This window comes from Curtobacterium sp. MCPF17_047 (assembly GCF_003234045.1).
Classification (GTDB): domain Bacteria; phylum Actinomycetota; class Actinomycetes; order Actinomycetales; family Microbacteriaceae; genus Curtobacterium.
Genome location: NZ_QKSF01000004.1, coordinates 220,585 through 236,010, shown reverse-complemented (window position 1 = coordinate 236,010; position 15,426 = coordinate 220,585). Strand labels below are relative to the sequence as shown.

The following is a 15,426-nucleotide window of genomic DNA, read 5'->3' as shown; positions in this document are numbered from 1 at the left end:
GCCCGGCACCCCCGCCGCCCCGCCCGAGGTGGACGCCACCACGGCCGACATCACCGCCGCGTACAAGGACGCCTTCCGCGGCCACCCGGCCGGAGTCGCCGTGATCACCGCCGAGGGCCCCGACGGACCGACCGGTCTCACCGCGTCGAGCGTCGCCTCGGTCGCGGTCGACCCGCCCGTCCTGGTGTTCTCGCTCTCGACCAACTCCGGGTCCGCCGGGGTCGTGCTCGGCGCGCCGCTGTTCGTCGTCCACCTGATGGACGCCCGCGGTGTCGCCCTCGCCAAGCGCTTCGCCTCCACCGGCAGCCCGGCAGCCGACGACCCCATCTGGGGCAGGCTCCCCTCGGGGGACCGCTACCTGCCCGACGCCGCCAGCGCACTGCGCTGCCGGCCGCTCTCGACCACGCCGATCGGCGGCTCGACCGTCGTCGTCGCCGAGGTGCTCGACATCGTCGTCGGGCTCGACCGCGGTGAGCCGCTGGTCTACCACAACCGGGAATTCCACTCCCTGACCGATCGTTCCCGGCTCTCGTGAGCCGCGGAGCCCCGCACCCCACACCACCGATCGAAAGGACCGCCCATGGCTGAGTACACCCTGCCCGAGCTCCCGTACGACTACGCCGCCCTCGAGCCGCACATCAGCGGCAAGATCATGCAGCTGCACCACGACAAGCACCACCAGGCCTACGTCACCGGTGCGAACACCGCCCTGCAGCAGCTCGGCGAAGCCCGCGAGTCCGGGAACTTCGGTGCGGTCAACAAGCTCGAGAAGGACCTGGCGTTCCACCTCGGTGGCCACGTCAACCACTCGATCTTCTGGACCAACCTCGGCCCGGACACCAAGGTCCCGGAGGGCGAGCTCGCCGCCGCCATCGACGAGTTCTTCGGCTCGTTCGAGAAGTTCCAGGCCCAGTTCGCCGCCGTCGCGAACGGCATCCAGGGCTCCGGCTGGTCCGTCCTCGCCTGGGACGTCGTGGGCCAGAAGCTCGCCACGTTCCAGCTGTTCGACCAGCAGGGCAACATCCCCTTCGGCCTCGTCCCGATCTTCATGCTCGACATGTGGGAGCACGCCTTCTACCTCGACTACCTCAACGTCAAGGCGGACTACGTCAAGGCCGTGTGGAACATCGTCGACTGGGAGAACGTCGCCGCGCGCTTCGAGAACGCCAAGTCGCAGAGCTTCGTCACGCTCTGAGCGTCCCCGACGCGGGTCGCTGAGGCGACCACCTGATGACGGGAGGCCCGGTACCAGCTGGTACCGGGCCTCCCGTCATGTGGTCGCCACCGGACGTCCTGACGGAGGGTCAGCGCACACCGACGCCGATCTCGGCCGCCAGCCGCCGAGCCACCCCACGGAGGGCGTCGTCCGTGTGATCGACGTCGCCGTCGAGGACCGCACCCCACTGCACGCCCCGGGCAGCGAGGACGGCACCGCGGGCCAGCCGGACCGCCTCGTCGTCGCATGCCCCGTGCTCCCGGCACCACGCGGTGAGCGTCTCGACGTGCGTCCGGTGCAGGCGCCGGTGCCGGTCATGACCCGACAGGTACTCGACCGCGCCGAGCTCGAAGGTCAGGCGTGCCGCCAGGAAGCGCTCCCTGACGTGCAGGGCGCCGAACACGTGGACGACGTACTCGGCCAGGGCGCGTTCGTCCGACGCGGGATCGAGGCAGACCGCGAGGACCGGGCCGCTCAGGTGCTCGACGACGGCGTCGATCAGGCCGTCTCGGGAGCCGAAGTGGTAGACGATCGGGTACGCGCTGGTCCCGAGGACCCGACCGAGGCTGCGGACGGAGACGTCCTCGATGCGGGTGCTTTGGAGGTGGTCCGTGACCTTGCAGACGATCGCGGGCTTGAGCGTCGGGTCCGGTTTGCGTGGCATGGTCTCTTCCGGGGCGGTGGACGGACGGCTGACCGCAACGGGAACCGCGCGGACATGTGTCATGTTACCGGACGGCACCGATCGCCGTGGTCCCGGTTCCGGGCCCGCCCCAGGACCCGAGGTCAGGCGGGCGTCGGCTCCGCCCGGACGGTCAGCGTCTGCACCAGTCCCGCGGCGAGCGGCGCGAGCCGGATCTCGACGCGCAGGCGACCACGCTCGCCGGGCAGCCACCACCGCAGGTGCGTCGGCGTGCTCGACTCCTCGGCGACGGGTGTCGCGCCGAGGTCGGCGCCGACCGCCTCGACCGCGGTGGCCAGCGCCGCACGTCGGCGGTCCCACGGCACGTCCATCGGGACGTTCGGCGTGCAGATCGACGCGGCCCGCTCGTCGTCCCAGTCGGCCAGGAGGCCCTGGACGGCTCCCTGCGCCGCTCGCGTCTCCGGGGACACCGTGGTCGTCGGCACCCGCGTCGCGGCCGCACCCTCGGCGGACCGGACGTCCGCGAGGACGAGGTCGTGCGCCTGGGTGGCCGCTGCCGACACCTTCGCCTGGGTGGCGTTCTCGAAGGCGACGACACCGATGCCGGTCGACACCGACCACCGCATGTGTGCCGAGAACCCCGGGTAGCCGCCGGAGTGCGACACGATCGACCCGACGACGGGGTCGTGCTCGACGAACAGGCCGGAGCCGTACCCGGTCGCCCGCGCCGAGCCGGGCAGGGCCTCGGCCGGGATCATCCGCATCGCCTGCTGCATCGCCCGGCGCTCGGCCCTCCCCAGCGGCCCGGCCAGGTCGCCGTCCGTGGCCGTGACCGCTGCCGCGGGGTCTCGCGGGAACGGCGGCGCCGTGCCCTCGAACGCGGCGGCGAGCCAGGAACCCCACCGAGCGAGGTCCCGGACGGTGGAGAACAGCCCACCGATGGGCGAGAACGCTCCCGGTCCCGGGGTCGTCAGGGCTTCCCACTCCGAGCTGTGCCGGCGGTACCCGGTGACCACGTGACCCCGGGCGTCCCGTGCGGCGAACACGGTGTCGTCGAGTCCGAGGGGCCGGAGGACCCGCTCGGTGGCGACGGCGGTGAACGGTGCTCCGGCGACGACGGCGACCACCCGGCCGAGCAGCGCGTACCCGAGGTTCGAGTAGGCGAAGCGCGTTCCCGGGACCGAGTCGAACAGCAGTCCGGCGCGCAGCACGTCGTCGAGGTCGTCGTCGGAGATGCTCTCCTGACGGTCACCCCACGGGTCGTCGGTCGGGAAGCCCGCCGACATCGTCAGGAGCATCCGGACCGTGGGGACGGGGGAGTCCGCCGTGGGCAGGACGACGGAGCGGAACGCCGGCACGAAGTCGGTGACCGGGTCGTCGAGGGAGAGCAGCCGCTCCCCGACGAGACCGAGGAGCGTCGTCGCGGTGACGCTCTTCGTGCACGACGCGATCCGGTACACGGTGTCGGCGTCCGGCGCCGTGCCGTCTCCGCGGTCACCGGCGCCACCGGAGGCGACGAGCCCGTTCCGGTCGAACACGCCCCAGGCGCTGCTCGGTGCGATGCCGTCCACCACGCGCTGCCGGTGCAGCGCGTCGACCACGTCGATCACCGCGGGTGACGGCCGGGTCATGCGCGCCGCATCTCGGCGTAGGCGTCGAGGGCACGCTGCCGTGTGGCCTTGAGGTCGACCATCGGCTCCGGGCGCTCCTCGTCGGCCGGCACCCATCGGCGGACGTACTCCCGGTGCGGGTCGAAGCGCTCCAGTTGCCGGTCCGGGTTGAACACGCGGAAGTACGGCGCGGCGTCGAAGCCGGAGCCCGCGACCCACTGCCAGTTCGCCGCGTTGTTGGCAGCGTCGGCGTCCACGAGGGTGTCCCAGAACCACTGCTCGCCCGTGCGCCAGTCGACGAGCATGTTCTTCACGAGGAAGCTCGCCGTGGCCAGGCGGACCCGGTTGTGCATGGCGCCGGTGTGCCAGAGCTCCCGCATGCCGGCGTCGACCAGGTCGAAGCCCGTGGTGCCGTGCCGCCAGCGGTCGAGCTCTGTCTGCGAGGCGTCGCGCCACGGGAACGCGTCGAACTCCCGCCGGACGTTGGTGCGCGCGATGTCGTCGCAGTGGAAGTACTCGTTCCAGTTGAACTCCCGCCACGCGAGCTGCCGGAGGAACGCGGGTGCGGCCCGGCGCTGGTCGGGCTCCAGCGTCTCGTGCATCCGGTGCCAGACCTGGTACGGGCTGATCTCGCCCCAGCGCAGGTGCGGGGACAGACTGCTCGTCGCGGCCTGCGCGGGTTCGTCCCGCTGGTCGTAGTCGGCGAGGGCCTCGTCGATGAACCGCTCGAGCCGGTCGGACGCGCCGTGTTCGCCCGGGGTCCAGGCGTCCCGCATGCCGCCGGCCCAGTCCGGTGCCGTCGGCAGCAGCGCCCAGTCGTCGAGGGCGTCGGACGCCACGTCCGGCGGCGCCGCGATGGTGTCCGGTTCGGCCCACGGGTGCCGGGGTTCGGGCATCGCCTGTGCCGCACGCCAGAACGGCGTGAAGACCTTGAACGGCTCACCCTTGCCGCTGAGGACCGTCCAGGGTTCCCAGAGCAGGTTGGCCGCCGCGCTGTGCGCTTCGACACCGCTGGCGATCAGGCCGGCCTTGATCCCGGCGTCGAGCTCTCGCTCCACCAGGCCGTACCGCCTGTTCCAGAACACGGCGTCCGCACCGGTCTCCGTCACGAGGGCGGGGACGACCTCGGCCGCCGGCCCGCGACGGAGCACGAGCCGCGAACCGTACTCGCGGAGGTCTGCAGCGAGCGCGCTCAGGGACTGGTGGAGCCACCACCGTGCCGCGGCACCGAACGGGCGGATGCCGTCGCTCTGCTCGTCGAGCACGTAGACGACCGTCACCGGTCCGTCGCGGTCGGTGGCGGAGCGGAGCGCCGGGTTGTCCGCCAGTCGCAGGTCGTCGCGCAGCCAGACGACGGAGCCGCTCATGCCGGGCTCCCGACCGAGCGACGGGTCGTCGTGGTCGCCGCTGCGCCCACGCGGAGCTTCGTGCAGAGCTCGGTGAGCGTCCGGAGCTCGGCGTCGTCGAGCCCGGCGCCGACCTGCGCCGCGATGGTGGAGGCGTGCTGCACCGCGACCGCGCGGTACACGTCGAACCCGTGCGGCGTGAGGGCGACGATCACCCCGCGGGCGTCCGTCGGGTCCGGCTGCTTCTCGACGATGCCCTTCGCGGCGAGTCGGTCGACCAGCCGGCTGACACTCGGCTGCGTGAGCAGGAGGTGACCGGTCAGGTCACGCATCCGGCAGCGACGGCCGGGCTGCGTCGACAGGTTGAAGCACACGTCGTACTCGTTGAACGAGATCTCGGCCGACGGGAACTCGGTGTTGAGGTTCCGCATGACGGTGACCTGGGCGCGGAACAACGACTCCCATGCCGCGACCGCTGTGGCCTTCTCGGTGCGGTGATCGCTCACGGGTCTTTCCCTCCGTCTGGTGGACCACCACCCTACCGACGGGGTCGGACACAGAACGCGGGCCGGCCGTCCTGGTGGACGACCGGCCCGCTCCCTTGCACCAAGAGATTCCTGCAATCACATTCCACAGCCGGTGCCACAGCAAACACCGTCTGCACGACCGACTGTATAACGGTGCGGTAACGCCGGGGAAGGGCGCCTCGCCGACGAATCCTGCGAGTTGTCCGATCGGCGCACGAGAGCAGGTTCAGAAGAGGTCGGGAGAGGGGGTGGAGGCGTAGCGGACCGAGACGTCGGCGTGGCGGTCGAACCGGTACCCGACACCGCGGACCGTGCGGACGATCTCCTCGAAGGCGCCGAGCTTCGACCGGAGGCGCCGGACGTGCACGTCGATGGTGCGCTCGTTCGGGGCCTCGTCCTCGCCGTCGGACCACAGGCCCTCGATGATGGCCGAGCGGTCCACCGTGCGGCCCTCACGGAGGACCAGGAACTGCAGCAGCTCGAACTCCTTGAAGGTGAGCGGAGCCGCTTCGCCGTCGAGGACGACGCGCTTCCGGGAGATGTCGATGACGACCCCGGTCTCCTCCGGCTCGGGCTTCTCGGTCTGCTTGCGCGCCGCGACCGCCGAACGGTCCTGCAGGGCCAGGCGGACCACGTCGACGTCACGCCCGCCGGACCCCTCGGCAGCGACGGCGACCGCCGCGTACGTCTCGGCGGTCGGGACGAGCTGGGCGGTCAACGCCTTCAGCTGCTCGACGACGGCGGCCAGGGTCGTGCCGGCGGCAGCGGCCGCGGCCTCGTCGAGTCCGACGTAGAGGGCGAACCCGCGGGCCTCCGTGCCCTCCGGCAGCGCACGGTTGCGGGCCGGGGCCACGACCGGGCTGGTCGGGACGGTGGCGCGGTCGGTGACCGGACGGGCAGGCTGCGCCGGCAGGGCCGCGGGGCGACGGCCGCGGATCGGGGTGACGCTGCCGAGGTCGGTCGTGGTCGACGCGGCGCTGTGGAGATCGGGGGTGGTGCGGGGCTGGGCGATGGTGAGCGACATGGTGCGGTCTCCGGGTGGTGCAGGGGCCGAGCGGTGTGGTGGTGCTTCGGCCGGTGTCGAATGCGTCGGCCCGGATCAGCCGTGGCCACGACGGCGGTCGCTGCAGCAGCGTTCACCGAGTGGCCCTGCGGTCCGTGAGGACCGGGGCGGTTCCGGGGGAGCGGGGTCCGACCTCGTGACGGTGGTGCGCGTCGTCGACGGGGTCGTCACCGGGGGATCACGCGCGCGCGACGGGGGTGGTGTCGCGGGGGATCCGGCTGGAACGGGTACCGATCAGGCACACATTCGACAACGCATGACCGCCGTGGTCGGCATCATGATGCCGACGGTCCCCGAGGCCTCGTGGAGGGCGCGAGTGGACACGGTTGCAGTCATGGCATGAGTATCGGCGGTATACCAACGCCGTGTCAACCGTCCGCGCGGACGGTGACGATTGCGGACAGTCGCGGAGACGACGGACGGGAGGCCCCCCACCGGTCCGGTGGGGGGCCTCCCGTCAATGGAGTGCGGTGGCTACTCGGCCAGGCCGTAGAGGCGGTCGCCGGCGTCGCCGAGACCGGGCACGATGTAGCCGTTCTCGTCGAGACGCTCGTCGAGCGCACCCAGGACGATGGTCACGTCACGGTCGCCGACGGCCTTCTCGAGCGCGGCGAGGCCCTCGGGCGCGCCGAGGATGCAGACGCAGGTCACGTCGACGGCACCGCGTTCGAACAGGAAGTCGATCGCCGCGGCGAGTGTCCCACCGGTCGCGAGCATCGGGTCGAGCACGAAGCACTGCCGGTTCGACAGGTCGTCGGGCAGGCGCTCGGCGTACGTCTGCGGCTCGAAGGTGACCTCGTTCCGGGCCATGCCGAGGAACCCGACCTCGGCCGTGGGGACGAGCTTGACCATGCCCTCGAGCATGCCGAGGCCGGCGCGGAGGATCGGGACGACGAGCGGACGCGGCTTCGCGATCGCGACGCCCATCGTCTGCGCGACCGGGGTGGTGATCGGCGTGGCCGTCACCCGGACGTTGCGCGTGGCCTCGTACGCCAGGAGCGTGACGAGCTCCTCCGTCAGGGCCCGGAAGGTGGGGGAGGGAGTGGTCCGGTCGCGGAGCACCGAGAGCTTGTGGGTGATGAGCGGGTGGTCGGCGACGTGGACTCGCATAGGGTCGAGCGTACCGTGCCGCACCACTCCCGGCGGTCGCGGTCCCACCGGACGATCGGAGCACCCGTGGAGCACCCGGCGCACCGGCCCTTCGTCCCCGCGATGGAACGTGCACTGGACGAGGCCCGCGCCTGTCTCACGACCGACGACGTCCCGGTCGGTGCCGTCGTCCTCGACGCCGACGGTGCGGTGGTCGCGGTCGGACGGAACGAGCGGGAGGCCCGCCAGGACCCGACCGCGCACGCCGAGGTCCTCGCGCTCCGCGCCGCCGCGGCGGTCACCGGTGACTGGCACCTGGCCGGGCACACCCTCGTCGTGACGCTCGAGCCGTGCCCGATGTGCGCGGGCGCGGCCCTCGCGGCGCGGGTGCCCCGGATCGTCTTCGGCGCCTGGGACCCGAAGGCCGGCGCGAGCGGCAGCGTCTACGACATCGCGCGGGACCGTCGGCTGCCGCACCGGGCCGAGGTGGTCGCGGGCGTGCTCGAGGACGAGTGCGCCGCGGTGCTCGACGCGTTCTTCGCCGAGCGACGCTGAGCCCGGCCGTGTCGCGCCGTCAGTCGGCTGCGCGCAGGACGATCGCCTCGGTCGACGGGTGCGGGCCGTCTCGGCGGACGTCCGGCTCGATGTAGATCACCCGGGCGATCGGGACGGCTGCACGGACCCGCTGCTCCACCGTGTCGATGCCGGCGGCGACGTCACCGAGACGGCGGTCCCCGTCGACGGCGACCTTCACGCCGACCATCAGCTCCTCCGGCCCGAGGTAGAGGGTCTTGAGGTGGATGATCGAGTCGACCTCCGGGCCGTCGAGCACGGCCTGCTTGATGCGGGCGACGTCGCCGGGACCGGCACCCTCGCCGACCAGCAGGCTCTTCGTCTCGACGCCGAGCACGAGCGCCACGGCGATGAGCAGCACGGCGATGAGGACCGTGCCGATCGCGTCGAACACCCCGTTGCCGGTGATCGCCGTCAGACCGACGCCGAACAGCGCGAAGACCAGGCCGATCAGGGCCGCGGTGTCCTCGAGCATGACGACCGGCAGTTCCGGGGCCTTGGCGCGGCGGACGAACTGGATCCAGGACTGTCCGCCCTTGTGCGGTGCGGCTTCCTTGAGGGCGGTCCGGAGCGAGAAGCCCTCGAGCCCGATCGCGATGACGAGCACCACCATCGGCAGCCACCAGTTCTCGAGCGGGTGCGGGTGGGCGAACTTCTCGATGCCCTCGTAGAGCGAGAACACCCCGCCCACCGAGAACAGCACGATCGAGACGACGAAGGCGTACACGTAGCGCTCACGGCCGTGGCCGAACGGGTGCTCCTCGTCCGCGGCCTTCTTCGCCTTCCGGCCGCCGAGCAGCAGGAGCAGCTGGTTCGCGGAGTCCGCGAGGGAGTGCACCCCTTCCGCGAGCATCGACGCGGATCCACTGATCGCCGCGGCGATGAACTTCACGATCGCGATCCCGATGTTCGCACCGAGTGCGGCGAAGATCGCCTTCGTCCCTCCGGAAGCGCTCATGTGGCTGTCCGACCCCTTCTCTCACCCGACCTGGACCACGATCCTAGGCTGCCGGTCCTCGCTAGGTTGGGGACCATGACCATCGAACTGCCCCGCGTCGCCATGCTCGGCGTCGGTTCCATGTCCGGCGCGGTCCTGCAGGGCCTCCTGGCCGCCGGCGTGGCGCCCGACACCGTCGTGGTGACCACCCGCTCGGAGTCCTCGGCCGCCGCACACCGTGCCGCCGGGCTCGACGCCACCGCGACCGAGACCGAACCCGACGCCAACCGGGCGGCGGTCCGCGGCGCCGGACTCGTCGTGCTCGGGGTGAAGCCCTTCGGCATCGTGGACCTGCTCGACGAGGTCGCAGCGGACCTGGCGCCCGACGCGGTCGTCGTCAGCGTCGCCGTCGGCGTGACCACCACCACGATGGAGGCCCACGTGCCCGCCGGTGTCCGGGTGGTGCGCGCGCTGCCGAACACCCCGATCGGCGTCGGCCTCGGGGTGACCGGCATCAGCGCCGGAGCGTCGGCGGACGTGGCCGCGACGGCGCTGGCCGCGCACGTGTTCGCCGTCTCGGGCGAGGTCATCGAGGTCCCCGAGGCGCAGCTGGATGCGCTGTCCGCGGTGTCCGGCTCCGGACCCGCCTACGTCTTCCTGCTCGTCGAGCAGTGGCAGCAGGCCGCCGAGGCGCTCGGGTTCACCCACGAGCAGGCGCGCACCATGGTGCAGGGCACCGTCCGGGGAGCCGTCGAGCTCCTCGCCCGCTCCGGCAGCGAGCCGGCGGACCTGCGCCGGGCGGTGACGAGCCCGAAGGGCACCACGGAGCGGGCGATCGCCGTGCTGCAGGACGCAGACCTGGCCGGGACGCTCGAGCACGCTGCCCGCGCGGCCGTCGCCCGGGCAGAGGAACTGTCCCGGCTCTGACGGCGGGGCGGCCAGCCGAGGGGGCTACTCGAGCGCGGCGAACCGTTCGAGGTCGGTCTCGGTGCCGGAGACGATGATGAGGTCGTCCTCGCCGATGACGCTGTCCGGTGTCGCCGGCACGAAGGCCTGCCCGGGCGGCTTGATCCCGAGCACCGTCAGGCCGAAGCGTGTGCGGATCACCGTCGTCGCCAGGTCCCGGCCCCGGACGGCTCGCGGCGGGAACATCTTGACCACGGCGAAGTCGTCGTCGAACTCGATGAAGTCGAGCATCCGGCCGGACACCAGGTGCGCCGTCCGCTCGCCGGCCTCGCGCTCCGGGTAGACCACGTGGTTCGCGCCGATGCGGCTGAGGATCGTGCCGTGCGACCGGCTGATCGCCTTCGCCCAGATCTGCGGCACCCCGAGGTCCACGAGGTTCGCCGTGATGAGCACGCTCGATTCGAGGTCCGATCCGGTCCCGACGACGGCGATCGCGAAGTCCTGCGCGCCGATCTGCCGGAGCGCGTCCATGTCGGTCGCGTCCGCCTGCACCGCGTGGGTGACCCGGTCCGACCACTTCTGCACCAGGGCAGCGTCGGTGTCGACGACCAGGACGTCCCGGCCCTGGCGCTCGAGCTGCCCGGCGGTGGCGGCGCCGAAGCGGCCGAGGCCGATGACCAGCACGGGCGCGTCGTGGCTGACGGGACCCTGCTGGTGGTGCGTGCGGTTTCGGTCAGCCAACGATCGGCCTCTCCTCGGGACGACTGAACAGCTGCCGGCTCTGACTCGCTGCGAGCGCGGCGGCGATGGTCACTGTACCGACCCGCCCGAGGAACATCGTCGCGGCGAGCACGTACTTGCCGGAGTCCGGCAGGTCGCCGGACACCCCGGAGGACAGCCCGCACGTCGCGAACGCGGAGATCACCTCGAACAGGACCCGGTCGAGCGGCTCGTGCGTGATCTGCAGCAGCACGACGGTGGCGACCGCGACGATGGTGGCCCCCCACAGGACGATCGCCACGGCGACGCGGAGGACGTCACTGGGGATCCGGCGGCCGAACGCCTCCATGCTCTGCCGGCCACGGGCCTCCGCGACGGCCGCCAGGAAGAGCACCGCGAGCGTCGTGACCTTGATGCCGCCGGCGGTGGAGGCGGAGCCGCCGCCGATGAACATGAGCATGTCCGTGACCAGGAGGCTCGACCCGTGCAGCTCGTCGAAGTCGACGAGCGAGAACCCACCGGACCGGGTCATCGTCGACAGGAACAGCGCCTGGAAGGCCGTGCGCCCCGCACCCTCACGACCGAAGGTGGCGGGGTTCGAGGCCTCGAGTGCGATGTACGTGACGGCACCGCCGAGCAGCAGGATGCCGCTCGTCACCAGTGTCAGCTTCACGTGGATCGGCCAGCGTCTGGGGGAGCGCAGCTGCTTGGTCAGCGTGCGGATCACCGGGAAGCCGATCGAGCCGGCCACGACGCCGACCATGAGCAGGCTGAGGAACCAGTAGTCGTGCGCGAACGGGTCGAGGCCGTCGGCGTTCGGCGCGAAGCCGGTGTTCGTGAACGCCATCGCTGCGTAGTAGAACGAGTCGCCGACCGCCGACCAGAACGGGATGCCGGTCACCAGGACGCTCGGCAGGAGCAGGAGGCCCAGGACGATCTCGATCGACAGGGTGCTCACCGCGACGGTGAGCAGCAGCGTGCCGACGTCGCCGAGCCGCACCGCCTGTCCTTCCGGGACGGCGCCGTGGTGCGTCCGCAGCGGGTTCGAGTCACCGGCGGCGATGAGCTTCGCGCGGAGGCCCAGCCGACGTGTGACGACCAGGCCGAGGATCGACGCGAAGGTGAGCACCCCGAGCGCACCGATCTGGGTCCCGATGACGACCAGGACCTTGCCGAACACCGACCAGTGCGTCGCCATGTCGACCGTCGCGAGCCCGGTGACGCAGACGACGCTGGCCGCGGTGAACAGGGCGTCGGAGAAGTGCGTCGTCGTGCCGTCCGCCGCGGCCATCGGCGTCATGAAGAGCACCGTGAACAGGAAGATGAGCACGATGAAGACGAGGATCGCCAGGCGGGAGGGCGACGATCGGAGCGCGGTGGTGATCCGGCCGGGGCGTCGCCGGGCCGACGCGGTGCCCAGGGCGGGGACCGGCTCGGAGCGATCGAGCATCGTATGCCTCCGGGGACATGGGCGGGACAGAGCGTCATGGTACATCCGCACCGCGGCGGTTAGCCTCTCCCCATGGCCGACATCTTCAGCGTCGTCGCGGACCCGACCCGGCGTGCACTGCTGGGCGAACTGCTCACCGCGTACGGGGCGGACGCGACCGGCGGCGAGCTCAGTGTCGGACAGCTCGTGCTGCGGCTCGGCGTGACGCAGCCCACCGTGTCCAAGCACCTCCGGGTGCTCCGGGACATCGGGCTCGTCACCAGCCGCGAAGAGGGTCAGCACCGCTACTACCGACTGGACCCGGAACCGCTGCTCGGCATCGAGGAGTGGGTTGTCCCGTTCACGAACGCGGTGGACGCCGACGGCACACCGGCGACGACGTCGTGGACGCTCGACGGCCAGCCGGTGTCCTTCCGACGGAGCGGTCCGGCCGGCAAGGCGACCGTCGAGGTGGGCACCGAACTCGGCCGCGTGATGGCCGAGGCGTCGCACCGCGCCACCGTCGCGTTCACCGGCGCGCAGCAGGGCTGGGAGCGTGTCGTCGACCGCAGCCGGCGCCGGTTCACGAAGCGGCCCGAGGACGACTGAGCAGCTGCTGGACAGCGAGGCTCACGCGCCTCTACAGTGTCCAGAGACCACACAGGTCACAACAAGCAAGCCACCCGAAGGCGGATCATGACCGGCAGTTTCGACGACGTGCGATTCCTCACCGTCGCGGAGGTCGCCGAGATGATGCGGGTCTCCAAGATGACCGTCTACCGCATGGTGCACGCCGGTGAGCTCCCCGCGATCCGGTTCGGTCGGTCCTTCCGGGTCCCCGAGTCGGCGGTCGCGGAACTCCTCCGCGGCGGCATCGCCGACGTCGGCTGACCCCGACCCCTCCGCCCCGGGCGTCCATCGTCCGTCCCGGCGCCGTTCGACATCGCGACAGCCCTCCGGTAGACTCGGGCAGGTTGATTTTCCGCGGCTTCATCGGCCCGGTGTCCGTACATCACCATCAGTCCGAGCGAGGTCCACATGGGTTCTGTCATCAAGAAGCGTCGCAAGCGCATGGCGAAGAAGAAGCACCGCAAGCTCCTTCGCAAGACGCGTCACCAGCGTCGCAACAAGAAGTAAGTCGCAAGACTTGCCGCAGAAGCCCCGGTTCGCCGGGGCTTTCGCATTTCCCGGGCCCGGTCGTCGCCGGCCGGACCGGCCTCGATGCCTGCCGTTCCGCGGATGACGGGCTGCTCGGCAGCCGGAGGTCCCGCCGGACTACCCTGGTGCCATGCCCGCTGTGACGCTCCTGACCAAGCCCGGATGCCACCTCTGTGACGACGCGCGACCCGTCGTGGAACAGGTCGTGTCCGCCCACCCCGGCACGACCCTCCAGGAGCGGTCGATCCTCGATGACGACGCACTCCGGGAGGAGTACGCGGAGGACATCCCCGTCGTGCTCGTCGACGGCCGCGTGCACAGCAACTGGCACGTCGACGCCGAGCGACTCGCCCGGGCGATCGAACTCGCGGGGGCCCACGCATGATCCGTCACGTCGTCTCCTGGACCCTGCGTGAGGACCTGGACCGTGCGGTGGCCGTCGCACGCGTCCGTGAGCTGCTGACCGGTCTGGTCGGCGTCATCGGGTCGGTCCGGTCGCTCGAGGTCGTCGAGAACGTCGCCTACCCGGGGAAGAACCAGGACCTGGCGGTCGTCGCGACCTTCGACGACCTCGCCGGGCTCGACGAGTACCAGTTCCACCCCGAGCACCAGGCCGCCGCTGCCGAGATCCGGGCGATGGTGACGAGCCGCGCGGCCATCGACTGGCAGGACTGACTCCGGCCCTGACGGTTCGGCGCCGACGCCCCCGCGCAGACGCCCCCGCGCGGTGCGCCGTGGCACCGCACAACGGAAACCGGCTCGAACCACGGATGTCCGTGGTTCGAGCCGGTTCCTGTTGTGCGAAGGCGGTTCGCGCCGCCGAAGCGCCTAGGGCGTGAGACGGGTCGGGCCGCGGAACAGGTAGGTGACCTCGCGGATGGACGGCTCGCCGAGCATGAGCATCAGCACACGGGCCAGACCCATGCCGAAGCCACCGTGCGGCGGGACGCCGTAGCGGAAGAAGTCGAGGTACCAGCCGAGCTCGGCGGGGTCCAGGCCCTTCTCCTCCGCCTGGGCGGTGAGGACGTCGACCCGGTGCTCACGCTGGGCGCCTGTCGAGATCTCGGCGCCGTTGAAGAGCAGGTCGTAGCTGTTCGTGAGCGTCGGGTCGTCAGCGTGACGCATGTGGTAGTACGGGCGGATCGAGGCGTCGTAGTCGGTGACGAAGACGAACTCCGAGCCGTGGTGCTCCTTCGCCCAGGCCGACACGCGACGCTCGCCCTCGGGGTCCAGGTCGCCGTCGGCGCGGACGACCTCGTAGCCGCTGTCGGCGACGATCGTCCGGGCCTCGGCCAGGGTGACGCGGGGGAACGGCGTCGACGGGACCTGCAGCTCGAAGCCGAAGACCTCCTGGATGGCGTCGCCGTACTTCTCCTTGACGGCGGTGATGCCGGCCACCAGGACCTCTTCGTGCATCGCCATGACGTCCTCGTGGGACTCGATCCACGAGAACTCGGCGTCGACGCTGGTGAACTCGGTCGCGTGCCGGGAGGTGAAGGACGGGTCCGCGCGGAAGGCGTCCGCGATCTCGAACACGGCACCGAAGCCGGCGGGCTGTGCCATCTGCTTGAAGTTCTGCGGCGACTGCGCCAGGTACGCGGTGGTCTCGAAGTACTCGAGCTGGAAGAGCTCGGCACGGGACTCCGACGCCGACGCCATCAGCTTCGGCGTGTGGATCTCGATGTAGTCGCGCTCGACCCAGTACGTGCGGAACGCGTGCTCCAGCGTGGTCTGGATGCGGAAGATCAGGTTCTGCTTGCGGTTGCGCAGGTCGAGGAAGCGCCAGTCGAGGCGCTTGTCGAGCGAGGAGTCGTCGGCGATCGGCGTCTCCGGGATCGCGGCGCTCACCACGGTCAGGGTGCCGACCTTGACCTCGAGCCCGCCGAGCTTGACGCGCTCGTCGTGCTTGAGGGTGCCGGTCACGTAGATGAACGACCCGTGCGCCAGGCCCGAGACGGACTCGGTGGTGGCGAGGGCCGCGGCGGAGGTGTCGTCCCCCTCGACGGCTTCACGGGTGGCGGGGTTGACCAGCTGGACGGCGCCGCTCTCGTCGCGGAGGACGACGAACTGCACCTTCTTCTGATCGCGGACGGTCTCGACCCATCCGGCCACGGAGACGGGGCCGTCGGGGAGGCTTGCGAGGTCGGCGATGCGGGTGCGTTCGATCACGGTCGTCGAGTCTACCGGCCGGGCGCGCCCGTGGGGTGAC

General features: G+C 71.3%; 19 protein-coding genes. 9 read left to right on the top strand and 10 right to left on the bottom strand.

Annotated elements, in window-relative coordinates:
* Positions 1–28 precede the first annotated feature (28 nt).
* Both DEJ33_RS06375 and DEJ33_RS06370 read left to right on the top strand, forming a co-directional pair.
* Positions 29–535, top strand: a complete 507-nt coding sequence (locus DEJ33_RS06375; protein ID WP_110902756.1) for a flavin reductase family protein — start codon at positions 29–31, stop codon at positions 533–535.
* Between the two features lie 45 nt (positions 536–580).
* Positions 581–1,195, top strand: a complete 615-nt coding sequence (locus tag DEJ33_RS06370) for a superoxide dismutase (protein WP_111079598.1) — start codon at positions 581–583, stop codon at positions 1,193–1,195.
* 109 nt (positions 1,196–1,304) lie between these two features.
* On the opposite strand, the gene DEJ33_RS06365 is transcribed toward DEJ33_RS06370, so the two are convergent.
* The 6 genes from DEJ33_RS06365 to upp form a co-directional block, all read right to left on the bottom strand.
* Complete coding sequence (locus DEJ33_RS06365) at positions 1,305–1,880, bottom strand: TetR/AcrR family transcriptional regulator (protein WP_111079600.1); 576 nt, start codon at positions 1,878–1,880, stop codon at positions 1,305–1,307.
* A 122-nt stretch (positions 1,881–2,002) separates the two neighbouring features.
* A complete protein-coding gene (locus DEJ33_RS06360; protein ID WP_181436642.1) occupies positions 2,003–3,490 on the bottom strand; it encodes a serine hydrolase in 1,488 nt (495 codons plus the stop codon).
* Positions 3,487–4,836, bottom strand: a complete 1,350-nt coding sequence (locus DEJ33_RS06355; protein WP_111079602.1) for a deoxyribodipyrimidine photo-lyase — start codon at positions 4,834–4,836, stop codon at positions 3,487–3,489. The genes DEJ33_RS06360 and DEJ33_RS06355 overlap by 4 nt, the downstream gene beginning before the upstream one ends.
* Positions 4,833–5,321, bottom strand: coding sequence for a MarR family winged helix-turn-helix transcriptional regulator (locus DEJ33_RS06350; protein ID WP_258374626.1), 489 nt, complete (start codon positions 5,319–5,321; stop codon positions 4,833–4,835). The genes DEJ33_RS06355 and DEJ33_RS06350 overlap by 4 nt, the downstream gene beginning before the upstream one ends.
* Before the next feature lie 247 nt (positions 5,322–5,568).
* Positions 5,569–6,366 (bottom strand): winged helix-turn-helix domain-containing protein, encoded by a 798-nt coding sequence (locus DEJ33_RS06345; protein WP_111079603.1) that lies wholly within the window; start codon positions 6,364–6,366, stop codon positions 5,569–5,571.
* A 513-nt stretch (positions 6,367–6,879) separates the two neighbouring features.
* The gene (gene upp, locus DEJ33_RS06340; protein ID WP_110902600.1) at positions 6,880–7,515 is read right to left on the bottom strand and encodes a uracil phosphoribosyltransferase; all 636 of its coding nucleotides are present in this window, start codon (positions 7,513–7,515) and stop codon (positions 6,880–6,882) included.
* A gap of 102 nt (positions 7,516–7,617) precedes the next feature.
* On the opposite strand from upp, the gene DEJ33_RS06335 reads away from it, so the two are divergent.
* Positions 7,618–8,049, top strand: a complete 432-nt coding sequence (locus DEJ33_RS06335) for a nucleoside deaminase (RefSeq protein ID WP_110902758.1) — start codon at positions 7,618–7,620, stop codon at positions 8,047–8,049.
* Positions 8,050–8,068: 19 nt separating this feature from the next.
* Here DEJ33_RS06335 and DEJ33_RS06330 read toward each other — a convergent pair whose 3' ends face one another.
* A complete protein-coding gene (locus DEJ33_RS06330) occupies positions 8,069–9,025 on the bottom strand; it encodes a cation diffusion facilitator family transporter (protein ID WP_111079604.1) in 957 nt (318 codons plus the stop codon).
* 75 nt (positions 9,026–9,100) lie between these two features.
* Here DEJ33_RS06330 and proC point away from each other — a divergent pair, with 75 nt between their 5' ends.
* The gene (gene proC / locus DEJ33_RS06325) at positions 9,101–9,931 is read left to right on the top strand and encodes a pyrroline-5-carboxylate reductase (protein ID WP_111079605.1); all 831 of its coding nucleotides are present in this window, start codon (positions 9,101–9,103) and stop codon (positions 9,929–9,931) included.
* A 24-nt stretch (positions 9,932–9,955) separates the two neighbouring features.
* On the opposite strand, the gene DEJ33_RS06320 is transcribed toward proC, so the two are convergent.
* Both DEJ33_RS06320 and DEJ33_RS06315 read right to left on the bottom strand, forming a co-directional pair.
* Positions 9,956–10,651 carry a TrkA family potassium uptake protein gene (locus DEJ33_RS06320; protein WP_181432901.1) on the bottom strand — a complete coding sequence of 232 codons (696 nt, stop codon included), beginning with the start codon at positions 10,649–10,651 and terminating at the stop codon, positions 9,956–9,958.
* The gene (locus DEJ33_RS06315) at positions 10,644–12,080 is read right to left on the bottom strand and encodes a TrkH family potassium uptake protein (protein WP_111079607.1); all 1,437 of its coding nucleotides are present in this window, start codon (positions 12,078–12,080) and stop codon (positions 10,644–10,646) included. The genes DEJ33_RS06320 and DEJ33_RS06315 overlap by 8 nt, the downstream gene beginning before the upstream one ends.
* A 72-nt stretch (positions 12,081–12,152) precedes the next feature.
* Here DEJ33_RS06315 and DEJ33_RS06310 point away from each other — a divergent pair, with 72 nt between their 5' ends.
* The 5 genes from DEJ33_RS06310 (at position 12,153) to DEJ33_RS06290 (ending at position 13,892) form a co-directional block, all read left to right on the top strand.
* Positions 12,153–12,668 (top strand): helix-turn-helix transcriptional regulator, encoded by a 516-nt coding sequence (locus DEJ33_RS06310; protein WP_110902605.1) that lies wholly within the window; start codon positions 12,153–12,155, stop codon positions 12,666–12,668.
* An 87-nt stretch (positions 12,669–12,755) separates the two neighbouring features.
* Positions 12,756–12,950, top strand: coding sequence for a helix-turn-helix domain-containing protein (locus tag DEJ33_RS06305; RefSeq protein WP_058729786.1), 195 nt, complete (start codon positions 12,756–12,758; stop codon positions 12,948–12,950).
* Between the two features lie 147 nt (positions 12,951–13,097).
* On the top strand, positions 13,098–13,196 hold the full coding sequence (locus DEJ33_RS06300; RefSeq protein ID WP_003792170.1) for a 30S ribosomal protein bS22: 99 nt from the start codon (positions 13,098–13,100) through the stop codon (positions 13,194–13,196).
* Positions 13,197–13,347: 151 nt separating this feature from the next.
* On the top strand, positions 13,348–13,602 hold the full coding sequence (locus DEJ33_RS06295; RefSeq protein WP_110902606.1) for a glutaredoxin family protein: 255 nt from the start codon (positions 13,348–13,350) through the stop codon (positions 13,600–13,602).
* Positions 13,599–13,892 (top strand): Dabb family protein, encoded by a 294-nt coding sequence (locus DEJ33_RS06290; protein ID WP_111079608.1) that lies wholly within the window; start codon positions 13,599–13,601, stop codon positions 13,890–13,892. Before DEJ33_RS06295 ends, DEJ33_RS06290 begins: the two co-directional genes overlap by 4 nt.
* Positions 13,893–14,045: 153 nt before the next feature.
* Here the strand turns inward: DEJ33_RS06290 and aspS are convergent, their stop codons facing one another.
* The gene (aspS, locus tag DEJ33_RS06285; RefSeq protein WP_111194476.1) at positions 14,046–15,386 is read right to left on the bottom strand and encodes an aspartate--tRNA(Asn) ligase; all 1,341 of its coding nucleotides are present in this window, start codon (positions 15,384–15,386) and stop codon (positions 14,046–14,048) included.
* Between the last annotated feature and the right edge of the window lie 40 nt (positions 15,387–15,426).

Excerpts from the sequence above, each read along its gene's own strand:
- DEJ33_RS06370 (WP_111079598.1), top strand. The coding sequence starts at position 581 with ATGGCTGAGTACACCCTGCCCGAGCTCCCGTACGACTACGCCGCCCTC.
- DEJ33_RS06300 (WP_003792170.1), top strand. The coding sequence starts at position 13,098 with ATGGGTTCTGTCATCAAGAAGCGTCGCAAGCGCATGGCGAAGAAGAAG.
- DEJ33_RS06330 (WP_111079604.1), bottom strand. The coding sequence starts at position 9,025 with ATGAGCGCTTCCGGAGGGACGAAGGCGATCTTCGCCGCACTCGGTGCG.
- DEJ33_RS06310 (WP_110902605.1), top strand. The coding sequence starts at position 12,153 with ATGGCCGACATCTTCAGCGTCGTCGCGGACCCGACCCGGCGTGCACTG.
- DEJ33_RS06360 (WP_181436642.1), bottom strand. The coding sequence starts at position 3,490 with ATGACCCGGCCGTCACCCGCGGTGATCGACGTGGTCGACGCGCTGCAC.
- DEJ33_RS06335 (WP_110902758.1), top strand. The coding sequence starts at position 7,618 with ATGGAACGTGCACTGGACGAGGCCCGCGCCTGTCTCACGACCGACGAC.
- DEJ33_RS06365 (WP_111079600.1), bottom strand. The coding sequence starts at position 1,880 with ATGCCACGCAAACCGGACCCGACGCTCAAGCCCGCGATCGTCTGCAAG.
- DEJ33_RS06355 (WP_111079602.1), bottom strand. The coding sequence starts at position 4,836 with ATGAGCGGCTCCGTCGTCTGGCTGCGCGACGACCTGCGACTGGCGGAC.
- upp (WP_110902600.1), bottom strand. The coding sequence starts at position 7,515 with ATGCGAGTCCACGTCGCCGACCACCCGCTCATCACCCACAAGCTCTCG.
- DEJ33_RS06345 (WP_111079603.1), bottom strand. The coding sequence starts at position 6,366 with ATGTCGCTCACCATCGCCCAGCCCCGCACCACCCCCGATCTCCACAGC.
- DEJ33_RS06290 (WP_111079608.1), top strand. The coding sequence starts at position 13,599 with ATGATCCGTCACGTCGTCTCCTGGACCCTGCGTGAGGACCTGGACCGT.
- DEJ33_RS06305 (WP_058729786.1), top strand. The coding sequence starts at position 12,756 with ATGACCGGCAGTTTCGACGACGTGCGATTCCTCACCGTCGCGGAGGTC.
- DEJ33_RS06295 (WP_110902606.1), top strand. The coding sequence starts at position 13,348 with ATGCCCGCTGTGACGCTCCTGACCAAGCCCGGATGCCACCTCTGTGAC.
- DEJ33_RS06315 (WP_111079607.1), bottom strand. The coding sequence starts at position 12,080 with ATGCTCGATCGCTCCGAGCCGGTCCCCGCCCTGGGCACCGCGTCGGCC.
- proC (WP_111079605.1), top strand. The coding sequence starts at position 9,101 with ATGACCATCGAACTGCCCCGCGTCGCCATGCTCGGCGTCGGTTCCATG.